Origin of the sequence: Heliorestis acidaminivorans, from assembly GCF_008933955.1 — a bacterium.
GTDB lineage: Bacteria > Bacillota > Desulfitobacteriia > Heliobacteriales > Heliobacteriaceae > Heliorestis > Heliorestis acidaminivorans.
The window spans coordinates 121,485-138,008 of record NZ_WBXO01000004.1 but is presented as its reverse complement, the minus strand read 5'-3'; the positions used below and the strand labels follow the sequence as shown (position 1 = coordinate 138,008).

Sequence of the window (16,524 nt, the reverse complement as noted above, 5' to 3'; positions counted from 1 at the left end):
CATCCTGACATAAAAGTCTATTCCTTAAATCCCTAAGTCAACAAGTATATGTTCCATAATCGCTTTAGCCACATCTACTCCCGTACAATCATAAATATTTTTGAAGTGTCCATTGGAGTTGACTTCGCAAAGTAAAGGTTCTCCCTGAGGACCAAAAAGCAGATCAACAGCAGAAAAATCAGCACCTACTAATTGTGAGCATTTTATAGCTAGAGCAATCTCCTCTTCCGTGGGCTCATAAGGGAACATCTTCGCTCCATTAGTAACATTAGCTCGAAAATCATGGTCCGACTTACGAAGCATAGCCGCTACCACTTTGTCACCTACTACTTGTAGACGCACGTCTTGACCGTAACTAGACTGTACCAGCTCTTGAAAAAGATAAGGTACATTTTTTAATTCTTTGACCTTGTTTAGCAACTCAGCGTAATTGTGGATTAGATAAACTTGCTGGCCAAAAGAACCATAACATTCTTTGAGCACTAGAGGAAAGCACAGCTCTTCTGCGATTACTTCTAGGTGCTCCCATGCTTCTAGCTCTTGAAAAACAAGTGGCCCTACTATCGTTTTAGGCATAGCAATATTTTTCCCAGCTAAACATTGAACAGTTAAAGCTTTATTATCACAGATAGCTATCGTCTCTGCTCTATTGAAAAGCCTCATCCCCATCTGCTCTAAATGCCTCGCTAAAGTTATATCCTTATCCCAGAAAAGCACAAAGTCAGGCTTACTTTGTCCGTACTTACCTATAAGTTTGGACGAACCATTGTCTATAGTTACAATTAAATCATTGTTTCTAACCAGCTCTGTTTCCAAACCGTACTGACAGGCGCAATTATGCAACCAATTAATAATTTCCATGAATTTCGGTGTCCTCAAGTTGCCGTTAAATATAATCCAGCCCTTTTTCTTTTCCCGCAAAAGGTATCCCTCTACTTTCTTATAGACATCTCTATCTACACTTTCTCTGAAGGCCTTTAAGCTATCTATAGCAGACTATAATAGGAAAGAATGGCACAATCAGTTTTTCAGTGCACTCATTAAAAGGGGTATAAAATTTTGTTATAACAAAGAACAACCCCTTTTCTGTAAGCCATGGTAAAATTAAAGAGCATTTCTCAAGAATGTATAAGAAAATCCATAGTATTGAACAAAGCAGAAGAAACAAAAAGAAAGGTGTGTTCTCTCCATGTTCAAGAAATCTAAGTTACTGTCTATCTCTGCGCTCCTTATCGCCTTTTCTTTTTTGCTCACCGCTTGCGGTGCTCAAACAGGAAAAGACTACACCATTTTAACAGGTGGCGAGCAGGGAACGTACTATCCCCTCGGCAGTGCTTTAGCTCAAGTCATCTCCCGCAATGTAGATGATGTGTCGGCTACAGCTGTCGTAACTGGAGCTTCCGTCGTTAACGTCAACCAGCTCAAAGATAAGAAAGGTCAGCTCGCTTTCGTTCAAAACGATATTGCCTACTACGCTACAGAAGGCTTAGTACAATTCAACGAAAAGATTGGCTCTTTCTCAGCTATTGCCAGCCTCTATCCAGAAGTTGTACATATTGTTACTGCCGCCGATAGTGGTATCGTAAGTGTAAATGACTTAAGAGGCAAGCGCGTTGCAGTAGGTGATCAAGGCTCTGGCGTAGAAGCCAACACGAAGCAAATCTTAGAAGTACACGGCCTTACCTATGACGATATTCGCGTTGAGTACATGGCTTTTGGTGATGCCGCTAATGGTATTCAAGATGGCAATATCGATGCCGCTTTCGTAACTGCCGGAACACCTACAGGTGCTATTGAAGCCTTAAAAGCTGTTAAGCCTGTCCGCATTGTTAGCATTAGCGCCGACAAAATCCAAGAACTCACAGCCCTCTATCCTTACTATACCTCCTTCACCCTAACTAAAGATATTTACGATCGCGATGAAGAAGCTACTACCGTAGCTGTCCAGGCTATGCTTGTTGTAAGCGATGAAGTCAGTGATGATGATGTCTATAACATCACCAAAGCGCTCTTTGACAACCTTGAGCTTTTTGGCAACACTCATCAGAGAGGAAAAGATATCAGCCTTGACAGTGCTTTAGATGGTCTTTCCGTGAAGATTCACCCTGGTGCACAACGTTACTATGACGAAGTTCTGAACTAAAGGATTTCTACCAGGTCCTTTATTATGAAAAATTTGCTCAGCTCTAAGGGTAAGAAAAAGGCATTGCTCCTGGGCAGTGCCTTTTTCTGCGCTTTTGCCTTCTCGTTGATCCTCCTGGGATTTTTCTATCCATCAACTCAGCTTTACCTAGTCATTGAAGACAAAGAGCAAAGCTCACTGCTCTATAGTACAGCTATAGAAAAAGGTGATTGGTTCTCTCACCGTTATATCCATTCTGTAGAAAAGTCGGAAGTGTTCGAGAAGTTTATGATTGATGAAGAAGGGCACATCATGACCATGGAAAGCTGGACTTCTTCTTTTGGCGCCGGATTACCTCATCTTAGCAAAGGAAAAAGCGCGCTTATCGATGGCTACTATGTCTTACAGGATCTACAAGAGCCTGTTTCCTCCTTGTACTTACTTCCTGATCATTCTTTTCCCCATCACTTTTTCGTAGCAGAAGAAGAAATCTTGTTATCAGCTCCTCCCTATGTAGGCAGAGTGATTCAGATAGATGTCCGAAGTTTTTCTTTTTGGCACTACAAACTGTTGCCCTTCTTAGGCAAATCCTCAAAATCTTTTACCACAAGGGCGTGATAGCTTGCAATCTAAAAAGATCGAGGATATGCAAGAAAAGATTCAAAAACAAGCCATGGAGTTAGAAGGTAGTGACCGCAACGTTGGCGGCATGCTGGCTCTTCTCATTCTCCTCATCAGCATTGCTATGTCTTTATACCACTTTCTCACTGCTGGCTTTGGCTTGCTTGTTGGCTCTCGTAGCCATCTAATCCTGCACCTGACAATGGCACTTACCCTCGTCTTTCTCATCTACCCGATAAAAAAAGGCTTAAGTCAACGAACAATTCCTTGGTATGATCTCTTGCTGGCTCTCTTTGCCGCTTCTATCGGTAGTTACATTATCTTTAACCAGCAGTCTCCTTCCATCTTAAGCGCTCGCATGACAACTCTTGATCTAGCTGTAGCCATTTCTTTAATCCTCTTAGTCGTAGAAGCAACACGACGAGTCGTAGGCAAACCGCTGGTCATCATTGCTGGACTCTTTACAGCTTATTTCTTTCTCGGTTCTTATCTCCTGCCACCCTTTCGGCACAGTCGAGCTGACTTTCATGACTTTTTCTATGAAATGGCCTTTACTACAACAGGACTCTTCAGTACACCCATCTGGGTTTCAGCTAACTACGTTTTTATCTTCATCCTCTTTGGCGCTATCTTAGAAGCAACAGGCGCTGGCAAAATGTTTATCGATCTAGCCTTGCGCGCTTTTGGCAAATACCGAGGTGGACCTGCCAAAGCGGCTGTCTTATCGAGTGGTATGCTCGGTAGCATCTCCGGTAGCTCCGTAGCTAACGCTGTTACAACCGGTACTTTCACTATTCCCCTGATGAAAAAAGTAGGCTTTAAGCCTCATGTAGCTGGTGGCATCGAAGTAGCCGCTTCCTCTAGTGGACAACTTTTACCGCCCATCATGGGTGCTGCAGCTTTTTTGATGATTGAATACACGGGGCACAGCTACATAGAAATCATCCGCAGTGCCGCTATCCCTTCTTTGCTCAGCTACGCCGCCATCTTATTGATGGTTCATTTTGAAGCGGCCAAAAACAATATTAGAGGTTTATCACCTCATGAACTCGTTTCCGGTCGCCAAACTTTATTACAACAAGGTTATCTTTTACTGCCCCTTGTGATCCTCGTCTTTTTCTTAGCCAAAGGGCAAACAGTGCCGAACGCCGCTTTTTTTGCTATCATCATCTTGCTTTCTTTAGCCTTTTTTGCCAGCCATTTTCGCGAGCGCGTCGGCATGGGCATGCTTATCGCCGCTTCTCTTTTTGTAGTATCTTATGGACTCCATTATCTGCTCAACTGGAAAATTGAGATTACTTCCATGATCGTTTTAGGTACTTTTATTGCTTTGCTGTTCGTTTTGTTGCAACGCAAATACTCCGTCGAAGGAAGTTCTGTACGCTTTGGCCTACGGGAATTAGCTACAGGCTTTGAAATGGCCGCTCGCAACTCCCTTTCTGTTGTCGTAGCCTGCGCTACAGCTGGTATCTTAATTGGCGTAGTCAACTTAACAGGGCTATCAAGCAAACTGCCCCATATGATCGTTGGCTTCTCTGAAGATATTGTCAACTTTTTGCCTTTTAGTAGCGCTAACCTGCAACTTTACATTGCCCTCTTCCTTACCGTTATTGCCTGCCTAATCATGGGTCTCGGTCTTCCTACGACAGCAACTTATGTTGTCTTAGCCTCCATGATTGCTCCGGCCCTCGTTATGCTCGGCTTGCCTATCATGGCCGCTCACCTTTTTGTACTCTACTACGGCATCCTTGCTGACGATACACCACCTATCAACTTACCTGCTTATGCTACGGCAGGCATAGCCAAAGCCGAACCTATACGCACAGGCATACAAGGCTTTAAGTTCGACTCTGGAGCTTTGCTTTTACCTTTCGTCTTCGCTACTAACCCAACCATCTTATTACTCAATCCAGAAGCCACTTGGGTACAAGTAATTGTTAACATCTTTACAGCTTTCATCGGCATCGTCGCCTTCTCTTCCTTTATACAGCGCTGGCTACTCTGCGAATATCACTGGTACGAGCGCCTCCTAGCTCTTATCGCCGCCTTAGTGCTGATTCACGGTAGCTTTATCACAGACATTGCTGGTATTGCCATCTTGCTCTTCCTCTTCGCTAGCCAGTACTATCGTAGAAAAAAAGATAAAGAGAGGGCAACAGAATCAGCTATGACCTTGTAGATCTAGGTCGATCTAAAAAACTGCGCCGAATAGAGATAGCTCCCTCTGGACAAAGTTCATGACAGCAAAGGCAACCAAAACACTTAGCTCGCTCTAATTGTGGTAACTTCTGAAAAGTAAGGGCTTGGGAAGGACAACTTTTAAGACAGATGCGACATCCTGTACACTTATCACCATGAAAGCTTGGTAAAGGACGCAGGCGGCGCGACACAAAGTCAGCCAAAGGACGAGGCAAAAAATTCTCGGCAAAGTTAACTTGGCGACTCTTGGCCGGTCGAAATGGTACTTCCTGAACTTCTTCACCACCATCTAAGACCTCAAAGTGGCCTAGTAAAGCACGCTCCTGAGCTTGCAGATCTGTTTCAATGTCGGACAGCTTGATCAGCGATAAGACATAATGATCGAGAGCATAAGGAGAAGAAGAAGCAAATAGATAACCAAAAGGCTTCGGAACACCGCCTGTTGGTCCATCGCCTTCCATCCCTATAACACCATCAGCGATGTGCAGTAAAGGCTTTAACAGTTCATTTAAGTCTAAGAGCAATTGAGAAAAGATAGCCCGCTCTTGCAAGCGAAAATGATACTCTGCTTTACGCAAGCCCGGAATAGCGCCGTACAAGTTTTTGACAGCACCAGTATAACCTGTTTGGCCGTGCGTCTTAATCTTAGGTAAGTTAATCAAACCGTCTGCTTCAACAATAGCTTTGAGAAGATAGATTTTTTTGATAGGACTTTTTCCTGCTAAGGGCACTTCCACTTCCGACATATCGTAACAAAGCTCAAGACCTAGCTGTTGAGCTACTTCCTTCATACCTGTTCTTGTATAAAGCGTTTCTAAGCCTCGAGCACTAGCCGGCCCGCCGGGACTATCGATAATAAAAGGTTTTGCACCCTTGTCCAAGAGCAACCGCGCTACTGCTGAGAGCACTGCTGGATGAGTCGTAATCGCTCGCTCCGGTTCTTTGGCCATCACCAGATTGGGCTTTAGGGCGATGCGCATGCCTGGTTGAATTGCTTTTATAGCTTCTGTATCGCCAAGGCGGTCTAGCAACCTTTGTACTGCTTGATCAATTTCATCTTGATCGTAACGAGCGCATGCTGTCACCGCAAGGCGCTCTTTTTTTTGAGACATCTTATCACCTACCCTTGCTTTTCTTTTTCTTATTATAACCTTTTCTAAGAGAGTCTCTAAGAATAAGCTCTACTTCTTCTACCATAATTCCAGTGCAGGTCTTAAGAAAAAACTATCGATAAGCATCATCTAATTGGGAAAACATAAGACTAGATTAACATTAACAAGCCCCTTAAAAGGCATAAATTTTAAGGAAAAAATACTGGAGGCTGAATAGCGTTGGAGCGATTCGAAAGTTTAGGCATTAACGACAGCATCATTCAATCCCTTAACTCTATGGGCTTTGAAGAGCCTACACCCATTCAAGAAAAAACAATTCCCCCTGCCTTAGAAGGTAAAGACCTCATCGGACAAGCTCAGACAGGTACAGGTAAAACAGCCGCTTTTGGCATTCCCATCATTAACAAAGTAATGACCAGACCAGAAGGATTGCAAGCTGTCGTCCTAGCACCGACACGAGAATTAGCTATTCAAGTTGCGGAAGAGTTAAACCGCATTAGCGACAAAAGCGAAATCCACTGCCTACCAATCTATGGAGGCCAAGATATTACGCGGCAAATCCGCGCTCTAAAGAAAAAACCTCAAATCATCGTAGCCACACCAGGTCGTCTCATGGATCACATGCGCCGAAAAACGATACGCCTACAAGAGATTCAAGTGCTCGTATTAGACGAAGCAGATGAAATGCTCAACATGGGTTTTTATGAAGACGTAGAAAAGATTATGGAAGAAACACCAAAGCAAAAGCAAATCTTGCTCTTCTCTGCTACTATGCCTCGACAGATTCAGAACTTAGCTAACCGCTTCATGAACGAACCTCTCTTGATCACCATCAAAGCCAAAGAAGTTACCATACCTCTAGTAGAACAACATTACATTGAAGTACAAGAACGCGATAAGTTTGACATCCTCTGTCGACTTATAGACATTCAATCGCCTGAATTGTCCATAGTCTTTGGTCGAACTAAACGGCGTGTGGACGAACTAACAGAAGCGTTGAAAAAACGTGGCTACTTTGCTGAAGGCATTCACGGCGATCTAACACAAGGCAAGCGTGATAGCGTCTTGCGCCAATTCCGCTCTGGCACTGTCGATATCCTAGTGGCCACTGATGTAGCCGCCCGTGGCTTAGATATTACAGGCGTTACTCACGTCTATAACTTTGATATCCCACAAGATTCCGAAAGCTACGTACACCGCATTGGCAGAACAGGACGAGCCGGTCAAAGCGGTATAGCCATTTCTTTTGCCATACCTAGAGAATTGGAGCATCTTCGTTCCATTGAAAGAGCAACAAACCGCAAAATTATGCGCATGGCCATACCCACGATAACAGAAGCGGCAGAAGGTCAACAACGGTTAGCCGTCGAGAAAGTGCTCCGAACAGTAGAAAAAAGCGAGCTCCAAAATTATCGCAGTATGGCCAAAGAATTGCTTGGTCGTGAAGACTCTGTCACCTTACTTTCGGCGGCTCTCAAACTGCTAACGAAAGATACAGATCAAACACCTATTACCCTAAGTCCCGAAGCACCTTTACGTGTGCGCGGTCAACGTAACCCAAGAGGAAGATCAGATCGGCAGGCCAGACAAAGCCAAGGCCAAGGAAAAGGCAAGGGCTTTGGCAAAAGCTTTAACAAATACTATGGCAAAAAAGATCGTCCCAACCGTCAACAACCTTCTTATCACTAACTAGTAAAAGAATAAGGAAAAAGGCTTGCACCTTTCCTAAGAGAAAGTACAAGCCTTTTTTTTTAATTTCTTGCAGAAACATCGGGAGCACCTCTTTTGTCCAAGAAAGCTTTTTTATCTTCTTTTATTGGACAAAAGAGCAGTAACTCTTTCTCTATTTGTAATATTTTTGCATGCTTTGTTTAGCCTTATGCTTGACTATAGGATAGGAGATAATAGCCTGGCTAAGGATTCTTTTATACGGCTCGTGAATGGTTGATTGTCATATTCATCTAAAGTAACTTCTCGGCAGTTAATTGCATCTAAGAAAAAGCTTTCATTTAACTGACTTGTTGTCGCTGAATCATAGATAAAAGCATTAATCTCAAAGTTCAACTTAAAACTACGAATATCAATATTAGCAGAGCCAATAGAGCTCACTTTGCCATCAATAGTCATAACTTTAGCATGGAGAAAACCTTTTTCGTAAAGATAACAGCGCACACCGCTAGCTAATAACTCACCAAGATAAGAATGAGAAGCCCAATAGATCATCATATGGTCTGACTTACTAGGCAACATAATGCGTACATCAACACCAGACAAAGCAGAAATTTTTAATGCCGCTAGTAAACTATCATCAGGGATAAAATAAGGCGTCTGAATGTAAATGCTCTCTTTGGCCGAATGAATCATTTTCAAGTAGCCATTTTTGATACTTTGCCATTCTGACGTAGGTCCACTAGTGACGATTTGCATACCAATAGATCCTTCTTTTTGTGGTGCTGGGAAATAAGCAGGACTAGGAAATTCAATCCGTGAAGGCGAAGAAAGATTCCAGTCTAAAATAAAACGGGCCTGCATCATATGAACGGCACTACCTGTTATCTTAAGATGACTATCGCGCCAATAACCAAGATGCTTGTCCAACCCAAGATATTCATCGCCAATATTAAAGCCGCCAATAAAACCATGAGTACCATCAATAATAACTAATTTACGGTGATTACGATAATTGAGTCGAATATTTACATAAGGAATACGAGAAGGAAAAAAAGCTCTCACTTCTCCGCCAACTTCTTTTAACTGCTTTATAAAATCTCGGTGTAAACCTGAAGAACCAACATGATCATAAAGGACACGAACTTGCACACCCTCCCGGGCTTTACTAATCAAGGCTTCCAAGATCTTTTTCCCAATAGAATCATGGCGCACAATATAGTAAAGCAAGTGAATGTGATCTTTCGCTTGCTCAATCGACTGTATCAAAGAAGTAAACTTACTCTGTCCTTCTGTATAAATTTCCACAGCATTGTCTTGGGTATAGATAGCATAATTACTGCTTAAATTCATGTATATCATATCTTGAAAACGTGCTGATTCAGGATCGTTATAAGTAATCTCTTCTTTATGCAATTGCTTTTTTTGCTTAGTTACACGCTCTTCAATAGCTTTGATTTCTTCTTCCTTAACTTTAAAGATCCTTCGTCTTCTCAAGCTTTGTCCCAAAACCAAATAGAGTAAAAAGCCAAATCCAGGTAGGAAGAGTAAAACCATCAACCAGGCCCAAGTTGCCGCTACGTTTCTTCGCTCTAGAAAGATAACGACAATAGCAGATACAATATTTAATAGATAAAAGACTAGAGTGAGCTTTTCCGTTATTGGCACTGGCTAACACCTCAACTAAATTTCGACTTCACTCCATTTTAACCGACAGATAAAGACTTCGCAAAAAAAAGCTCTACTTTCCTCCACGATCCTCTACATTCCTTTTTCTTTTCATGCTTCTCCTTCTCCCTAGCAGGAAAATATTACATTTGTCTGCTATTTTTTATTTTTTCAAGCCCTTTTGTCAAAAGGTTTTTTTATAGCAATTGATCTTGGAATTGATCGAGCAAATGTATTAATCTATAATGTATTTTGTAAGGTACTGAACATATCTATCTATTCCATAAAAAATGATTATTCTGCCTAATTGATTGCGCTAAAAATAACAAACAACAAGGAGGACCCCTTTTATGGGTTTATCTAAAACACTCGCTTTCCGATTCATGAATTCATCTGGACTCGCCCATAAAGTGTACATAGCCAATAACGCCACTCAGCAATTAGAAGATAAACTTCGTCTAATTACCACAGAAGCTAATCACATCTTGAGCCGTGGCAATGATTCCTTCTCCTCTTTAGAAGCAACTAGTGGAATCACTAAAGACTTGTCCAAATCGATCAAAAGCGTTATCAAAGAAGTAGAAAAAGTAACTAAGAAAATTGAAGAAAGTGAAAAATCTCTTCAAGAAATAATTACAGCCATACAAGGCGTAGCCGGTAACAACGAAAGCGCTTCACATTCCGTTGAAGAAATTGCCGCTTCTTTTGAGCAAACTAGCCGCTCCATCAAAGGTGTTACAGGTAATGCCGAAAACTTAACAGCTTTAGCTGAAGAAACAACAGCGGCTCTACAAGAAATCGTAGCCTCTATTCAGCAAGTAGCTGGCAACAGTGAAAGCACAGCCTCCTCGGTAGAGCAAGTCTCTTCCTCCATCGAGCAAATGGGTAGTTCCCTGAAAATGCTCGCTGGCAATGCTGATCGTCTAAATCAATCTACAGAAGAAGCTTCTGCGGCTATAGAAGAAATTGTAGCTTCCATTCAACAAGTAGCTGGCAACAGTGAAAGTACAGCAAAGTCCGTTGAAGAAATCTCAGCGGCCATTGAAGAGATGGGGCAAACTATCCGTGGGGTAGCCGCGAATGCCCAGAGTCTTACTGCATCTTCCGAAGAAGTAGCTGTAGCAGTGCAAGAAGTAGTTGCTTCAATACAACAAGTAGCCGGCAATGCCGAAAGTACGGCTAGTTCAGTAGAGCAAATCTCTTCTTCTATCGAGCAGATGGGTTCATCTATCCGAGGCGTTGCTGGCAACGCTGAAAGTCTTTATAGCTCTGTCGAAGAATCTGCCGCCGCCATTCAAGAAATGGTTGCTTCTATTTCGCAAGTAGCTGGTAATGCTGAAAGCACAGCTAGTTCAGTAGAGCAAATCTCTTCCTCTATCGAGCAGATGGGTGCTTCCATCAGAGGTGTGGCTAACAATAGTGAAAGCTTAAAAGGTTCTTCCGAAGAAGTAGCGGCCGCCGTTCAAGAAATGGTCGTATCTATTCAACAAGTAGCTGGTAACAGCGAAAGCACAGCTCGATCAGTAGAAGAAATTTCTGCATCTATTGAAGAAATGGGCGCTTCCATTCAAGGCGTAGCAGGAAATGCCGAAGAACTATCCCGCTCCTCTTTAGACACAAGTAATATTATTGAAGAAATGGCTAGATCCATTAATGGCGTTGCTGATAGCGCTAAAAGCATCAACAAGTTAAGTGATACTGTTCAGACTGATGCCGTAGACGGCAAAAAAGCAGTCGACGATACTTTAGTAGCCATACGAGAAATCTCCGAAGTCATTCATGGCGCTGAAACAGTGATGAACGGTCTCGGCAAAAGCTCCGAGAAAATCGGAAGTATCATCGAAGTAATCGACGATATTGCCGCCCAAACGAACCTACTAGCACTCAACGCCGCCATTGAAGCCGCTAGAGCAGGTGAACACGGCAAAGGATTTGCCGTTGTAGCTGATGAGGTGCGTAAGCTAGCAGAAAGAACAGCTACAGCAACAAAAGAAATTTCCCTGTTGATTAAAGGCATTCAAGGCGAGACGACGAGCGCCATCAAAGCTATTGAAGTAGGCTCGGATAAAGTAGAACAAGGCTCTAAGCTAAGCGATCAAGCTGGCAAAGCTATTGGTAAAATTGTCGATGGCATCGATAGCGTTGCCACGGAGATTCGTCAAGTGACTACCGCTACAGAAGGACAGCGCCAAGATAGCGTACGCATAATTGAAGCTGTCAAAGCAGTAACCCAACAAGCAAGTATGATGACAGAAGCAACGCGTGAACAAGCCATTGGTGTAGAAAGCATAATCAAAGGCGTAGGCAACGCACGAGAACAAGTCCGACAAATAAACGTAGCTACGAATGAGCAAGCCCAACAAGGCAAATCGATCATCGATGCTGTAGAAAGTGTAGCTGAACAAGTCAAGCAAGTCGCTTCAGCTGTAAAAGAGCAAGCTATTGGTGCTGATGAAATCATTCAAGGTGTTGGTGGCGCTCGCGAGCAAGTCCGTCAGATCACCGTCGCCATGCGCGAGCAGACTATTCAAGGCCAAAACATCGTTCAGTCTGTGGAAATGACGCGCAATCAGACAGGACAAGTAACTAGCGCTGTCAAAGAGCAAGCCTTAGGTGTGGAAGAAGTCATCAAAGGCGTGGGCAACGCCCGTGAGCAAGTTCGTCAGATTACCGTAGCCATGCAAGCACAAGCCAAAGAAGGTAAAAATATTGCCCAGGCCATGGAGAATGTAAAGAATCAGACCGAGCAAGTTAGCCAAGTCACACAAGAACAAGCACTAGGCGTTGATAGCATTATTGCCGCCGTCATAAGCGCTAGAGAGCAAGTAAGACAAATTACTGTAGCAGTGCAGGAGCAATCTCTACAAGGCAAACATATTGTTGAAGCTGTAGCAGGTGTGAACGAACAAGTAGAACAAGTTCGTCAGTCCATTTTAGAGCAAACAGCAGGTGCCGAAGAAGTTATCAAAGGCATCGTTAATGCTCGGGAGCAAGTCCGTCAAATTACAGTGGCAGTGAGAGAACAGACTAAAGAAGGTCAAAATATTGTCAAGGCCGCTGAAAAAGTAACTGCCCAAGCTTCTGAAATTACCATAGCTACACAAGAACAAGCAGAAAGCGTAGCTAACAATGTAAAATCAGTCACTAACACCAAAGAACAAATTCGCCAAACTACAGCGGCGATGAAGGAACAAGCTTTCAGAATAGAAGATTTGCAAAAGCATCTGGGCAGTCTCACCGAGCAAGTAGATCAAATAATCAGCACCATTGAAGAACAAAGTAGTGAAGTCGATCAAGTAGGTAATCATTTGATCGATCTAAAAGAAGCCTTAAAGACAAGCAAAGCTCTAGAGAAAAACTTAGAGTCAACGAAGGACCTAATTGGATACGCCCGAGAAATTAGAGAATCTCTTCATTCACTAGATAGTAAAAAAGAAGCCTAAGTTGGGTGAAAGGACAGGTAGGTGTAGCCAATGGTTCAAGAAGAATGGACTAAATTGGCAAAACGTATTTATCAATATTGCGGCATTGACTTTATCAACCAGGAAGCAACATTAACAGCAAAGCTCACCAGTCGTCTTCAGGAATTGGGCCTCACTATTCATGAATATCTGCTCTATCTTAATAGTAACCCTGCCGAATGGGATAAATTAATTGAGCATATCACCATCAATGAAACTTACTTTTTTCGAGAAGAAAAAGCTTTAGAAGCTTTTAGTGCTATATTGCAAGAATACCAGTACCGCAAAGATACAGAGGTACTACGTATCTGGAGCGCCGCTTGTTCTAGTGGTGAAGAGCCTTATACACTAGCTATGTTGATCAAAGAAAGTGGCCTCTTCCCTAGAGGCTCTGTTCAAATTGTAGCTTCTGATATAGACTCTAAAATTCTGGAAAAAGCTCAACGAGGTCGCTACGGAAAAAAATCTCTTTCTTTTCGCAAGATGCCTGAGGTTATGCTCCGCAAATACTTTTTTGCTACGGGGGAAGACTATCAGATTAATGACGAATTGAAAGAGATGATTACCTTTAGAAAGCTGAATCTTCTAGAACCCTATCTAGTTGGAAAAATGGAAAAAGTAGATATCATTTTTTGCAGAAATGTTTTAATTTATTTTGATGGTCCTGTCATTCAAAAGATCATTCATCGCTTTGCTGATATAATAAAGCCAGGAGGCTATCTTTTTCTAGGACATGCTGAAACAATTCACGGTACTAAAAGCCCTTTTGAAACGATCTACCAATACTCCGCTTTTTATTATCGAAAAGGAGGCACTCCTTCGTGAGAAAGTATGGTGTTTTGGTAGTAGATGATTCCTCTTTTATGCGCCGCTCTATTAGCCGTATGATTGAGCAAGATGAAGCCCTCTTTGTCATTGCCATTGCTCGAAACGGCAAAGAAGCGCTAGAGAAAGTTGAGCGACTGCGACCAGATTTGGTCACCTTAGATATAGAGATGCCTGAAATGGATGGCTTACAAGCACTAGCAAAGATCATGAAAGATTATCCCGTTCCTGTCGTCATCTTAAGCAATCACGCTGAAAAAGGCGCTCAGAATTCAGTACGAGCTCTAGAGCTAGGTGCTCTTGACGTCTTCTTAAAAAGCAAACTAATTCAAAGAGATCTTACTTCCGAAGCAGTTACAGACTTTCTCCGTCGCATTAAGGTCATCGCTGAAGAAGCTCGCTTAGATCGTGAAGGTTTAGCTTCCTCCGCAGGAAGCTCAGCTTACAAGAATGCTGTAACTGGCAGTGCCTATCAAGATCTCTCCCTGGTGACCAAAAGAATTGATTCTGCTTTAGAAAAGACTGCTCGCCCCGCTAACATCGAACTGCTCATTATCGGATCTTCTACAGGTGGTCCTTCGGCATTACAATCTCTGCTACCGCGTTTTACCGAAGCAACTAAAGTACCTATAATCGTCTTGCAACATATGCCCGAAGGATTTACCAAAGCCCTAGCTCAGCGCTTTGATAGCTTCTGTCAACGACCTGTCTCAGAAGCTGTGGACGGTGAGATTTTGCAAGAAGGGCGAATCTATGTAGGACCTGCAGGTTTCCAGACAGAATTACAGAAAACTCCTGAAGGCTCTATTGTCTTACAAGTTCGCAAGGAAGGGAAAAGTAACCACCTTTACAAACCTTCTATCAACGTAACTTTACACTCAGCCGCACCTCTTTTTCGCGAAAAATTACTCACAGTTATTCTGACCGGCATGGGCAACGATGGCATGGAAGGTTGCAAAGATGTAAAGCACTATCAAGGCACAGTACTAGTAGAAGCCGAAGAATCTTGTATCGTCTACGGCATGCCCAAAGCAGTTTTTGAAGCAGGCTACGCTGACAAAAAAGTCCCCCTCCCCCTACTCTATCAGCAGATTATGACTTTTCTTTAATTGTGCTCTATTGTGCCCTAGCTTTCTTCAAAGCCAAACTTCAGGTTTTCTTAGTAGCTCTTTGATTAGTAGCTGTTAACTCCTTTCCCTATAAAGCAGAAAAAAAGGTCAGGTGGGGCTAAACCCTACCTGACCTTTTTTTCTTTATTATTACTAAAACTAATAGAATAACCAAACTAATAGAGTAACTGAGTATACATTATTAGCTTAAGGCAAGTTAGTAGTGCCCATTAAAAAACGGTCACACTCACGGGCCGCTTCACGACCTTCATGAATAGCCCAGACGACAAGACTTTGGCCTCGACGCATATCACCAGCGGCGAAGACACCGGGAAGATTAGTTGTGTACTTACCATAAGGAGCTTTAGCGTTAGAGCGGTTATCACGCTCAATGCCCAGTTGATCTAATAGCTGTGCTTCAGGACCTGTAAAGCCCATAGCTAGTAAGACGAGTTGAGCTGGCCAGACTTTTTCAGTTCCCGCAATTTCCTGCGGTGCAAAGCGACCATCAGCACCCTTGACCCATTCAATTTGGACCGTGTGGACTTCTTTAAGCTGACCGGCCTCATCACCTACAAATTTTTTGGTCATTATGCAATACTGCCTAGGATCAGCACCTTGTAGAACCAGCGCTTCTTGCTGACCATAATCTACTTTCAATACACGAGGATAGTCAGGCCAAGGGTTATTAGCACCGCGACTTTCTGGCAATTGTGGCATAATCTCAAACTGCACCACACTATTACAACGATGGCGTAAAGCAGTACCTACACAGTCCGTACCAGTGTCGCCACCACCGATGACAATCACATCTTTGCCTTCTGCTGATATATATTGCTTATCCTTATGATTAGAATTGAGCAAACTACGAGTATCGGCAGTAAGAAATTCTACAGCTGGATAAATTCCCTGCAGGTGACGACCTTCTACAGCTAGATCACGAGCTTCCGTAGCGCCACCACACAAAACGATAGCGTCATAATCGGCTTGCAATTGCTCTACTGCTAGATCTGTACCTACTTCTGTATTAGTAACAAAATTAATTCCTTCAGCGGCCATCAAATCGACGCGACGCTGTACTACTTTTTTGTCTAACTTCATATTGGGAATGCCGTAGGTGAGCAAGCCACCGATACGATCAGATCTTTCGTAAACAGTCACCATATGACCTGCTTTATTCAACTGATCAGCACAAGCTAGGCCAGCAGGACCAGAGCCAATGACAGCTACTTTTTTGCCACTGCGCTTAGCTGGCGGTTGTGGTTCTATCCAACCTTCTTCATAAGCTTTATCGATAATGGAACACTCAATGTTTTTGATCGTCACAGGCTCTGCCACTAGGCCGGCCGTACAAGCGCCTTCACAAAGAGCTGGACAGACGCGACCTGTAAATTCAGGGAAATTGCTCGTGCGAAGCAAACGCTGTAAAGCTTCTTGCCACAAACCACGATAGACAAGATCGTTCCATTCAGGAATGAGATTATGAAGAGGGCAACCTGAAGCAGTGCTTCCTCTATGGCAGTAAGGAGTGCCGCAAGCCATACAGCGAGCTCCTTGTATGCTCAATTGTTCTTCTGATAGATGCAGATGAAACTCCTGCCAGTCCTCGATGCGCTCTTGAGGAGGTCGGTCTGCAGGCAGTTCCCGTCTATAATCCATAAAACCGGTCGGTTTTCCCATCAGCAATTCCTCCAAACTTTTTTCTTAACAAGCAATAATGCTAACAAGAGAGCTTTGTG

11 protein-coding genes are annotated in these 16,524 nt (G+C 43.1%); 7 read left to right on the top strand and 4 right to left on the bottom strand.

Translation table 11 applies throughout. The annotated features are described in order from the left end of the window. Window positions 1-24: 24 nt before the first annotated feature. On the bottom strand, window positions 25-921 hold the full coding sequence (locus tag F9B85_RS06825; RefSeq protein WP_243138105.1) for an ATP-grasp domain-containing protein: 897 nt from the start codon (window positions 919-921) through the stop codon (window positions 25-27). A gap of 268 nt (window positions 922-1,189) precedes the next feature. Between F9B85_RS06825 and F9B85_RS06820 the strand changes: the two genes are divergently transcribed. The 3 genes from F9B85_RS06820 to F9B85_RS06810 are packed head-to-tail and all read left to right on the top strand — an operon-like array spanning window position 1,190 to window position 4,922. Next, window positions 1,190-2,143, top strand: a complete 954-nt coding sequence (locus tag F9B85_RS06820; RefSeq protein WP_151619631.1) for a TAXI family TRAP transporter solute-binding subunit — start codon at window positions 1,190-1,192, stop codon at window positions 2,141-2,143. 24 nt (window positions 2,144-2,167) lie between these two features. Beyond that, window positions 2,168-2,740 (top strand): DUF1850 domain-containing protein, encoded by a 573-nt coding sequence (locus F9B85_RS06815; protein WP_151619630.1) that lies wholly within the window; start codon window positions 2,168-2,170, stop codon window positions 2,738-2,740. A 4-nt stretch (window positions 2,741-2,744) separates the two neighbouring features. Continuing rightward, window positions 2,745-4,922, top strand: a complete 2,178-nt coding sequence (locus tag F9B85_RS06810) for a TRAP transporter permease (RefSeq protein ID WP_207707066.1) — start codon at window positions 2,745-2,747, stop codon at window positions 4,920-4,922. Here the strand turns inward: F9B85_RS06810 and F9B85_RS06805 are convergent. Then, complete coding sequence (locus F9B85_RS06805) at window positions 4,909-6,054, bottom strand: DUF362 domain-containing protein (RefSeq protein WP_151619629.1); 1,146 nt, start codon at window positions 6,052-6,054, stop codon at window positions 4,909-4,911. The two genes, F9B85_RS06810 and F9B85_RS06805, sit on opposite strands and share 14 nt — an antisense overlap. A 219-nt stretch (window positions 6,055-6,273) precedes the next feature. Here F9B85_RS06805 and cshA point away from each other — a divergent pair, with 219 nt between their 5' ends. After that, entirely contained in the window at window positions 6,274-7,743 is a 1,470-nt protein-coding gene (gene cshA / locus F9B85_RS06800; RefSeq protein WP_423245050.1) for a degradosome RNA helicase CshA, read from the top strand. Window positions 7,744-7,941: 198 nt separating this feature from the next. Here the strand turns inward: cshA and cls are convergent, their stop codons facing one another. Continuing rightward, a complete protein-coding gene (gene cls / locus F9B85_RS06795; RefSeq protein WP_151619628.1) occupies window positions 7,942-9,390 on the bottom strand; it encodes a cardiolipin synthase in 1,449 nt (482 codons plus the stop codon). 350 nt (window positions 9,391-9,740) lie between these two features. On the opposite strand from cls, the gene F9B85_RS06790 reads away from it, so the two are divergent. The 3 genes from F9B85_RS06790 to cheB are packed head-to-tail and all read left to right on the top strand — an operon-like array spanning window position 9,741 to window position 14,785. After that, window positions 9,741-12,833, top strand: a complete 3,093-nt coding sequence (locus tag F9B85_RS06790; RefSeq protein WP_207707065.1) for a methyl-accepting chemotaxis protein — start codon at window positions 9,741-9,743, stop codon at window positions 12,831-12,833. Between the two features lie 30 nt (window positions 12,834-12,863). Next, a complete protein-coding gene (locus tag F9B85_RS06785) occupies window positions 12,864-13,676 on the top strand; it encodes a CheR family methyltransferase (RefSeq protein WP_151619627.1) in 813 nt (270 codons plus the stop codon). After that, complete coding sequence (gene cheB / locus F9B85_RS06780) at window positions 13,673-14,785, top strand: chemotaxis-specific protein-glutamate methyltransferase CheB (RefSeq protein ID WP_151619626.1); 1,113 nt, start codon at window positions 13,673-13,675, stop codon at window positions 14,783-14,785. The genes F9B85_RS06785 and cheB overlap by 4 nt, the downstream gene beginning before the upstream one ends. 207 nt (window positions 14,786-14,992) lie before the next feature. On the opposite strand, the gene F9B85_RS06775 is transcribed toward cheB, so the two are convergent. Then, on the bottom strand, window positions 14,993-16,465 hold the full coding sequence (locus tag F9B85_RS06775) for a glutamate synthase subunit beta (RefSeq protein WP_151619625.1): 1,473 nt from the start codon (window positions 16,463-16,465) through the stop codon (window positions 14,993-14,995). Window positions 16,466-16,524: the final 59 nt, after the last annotated feature.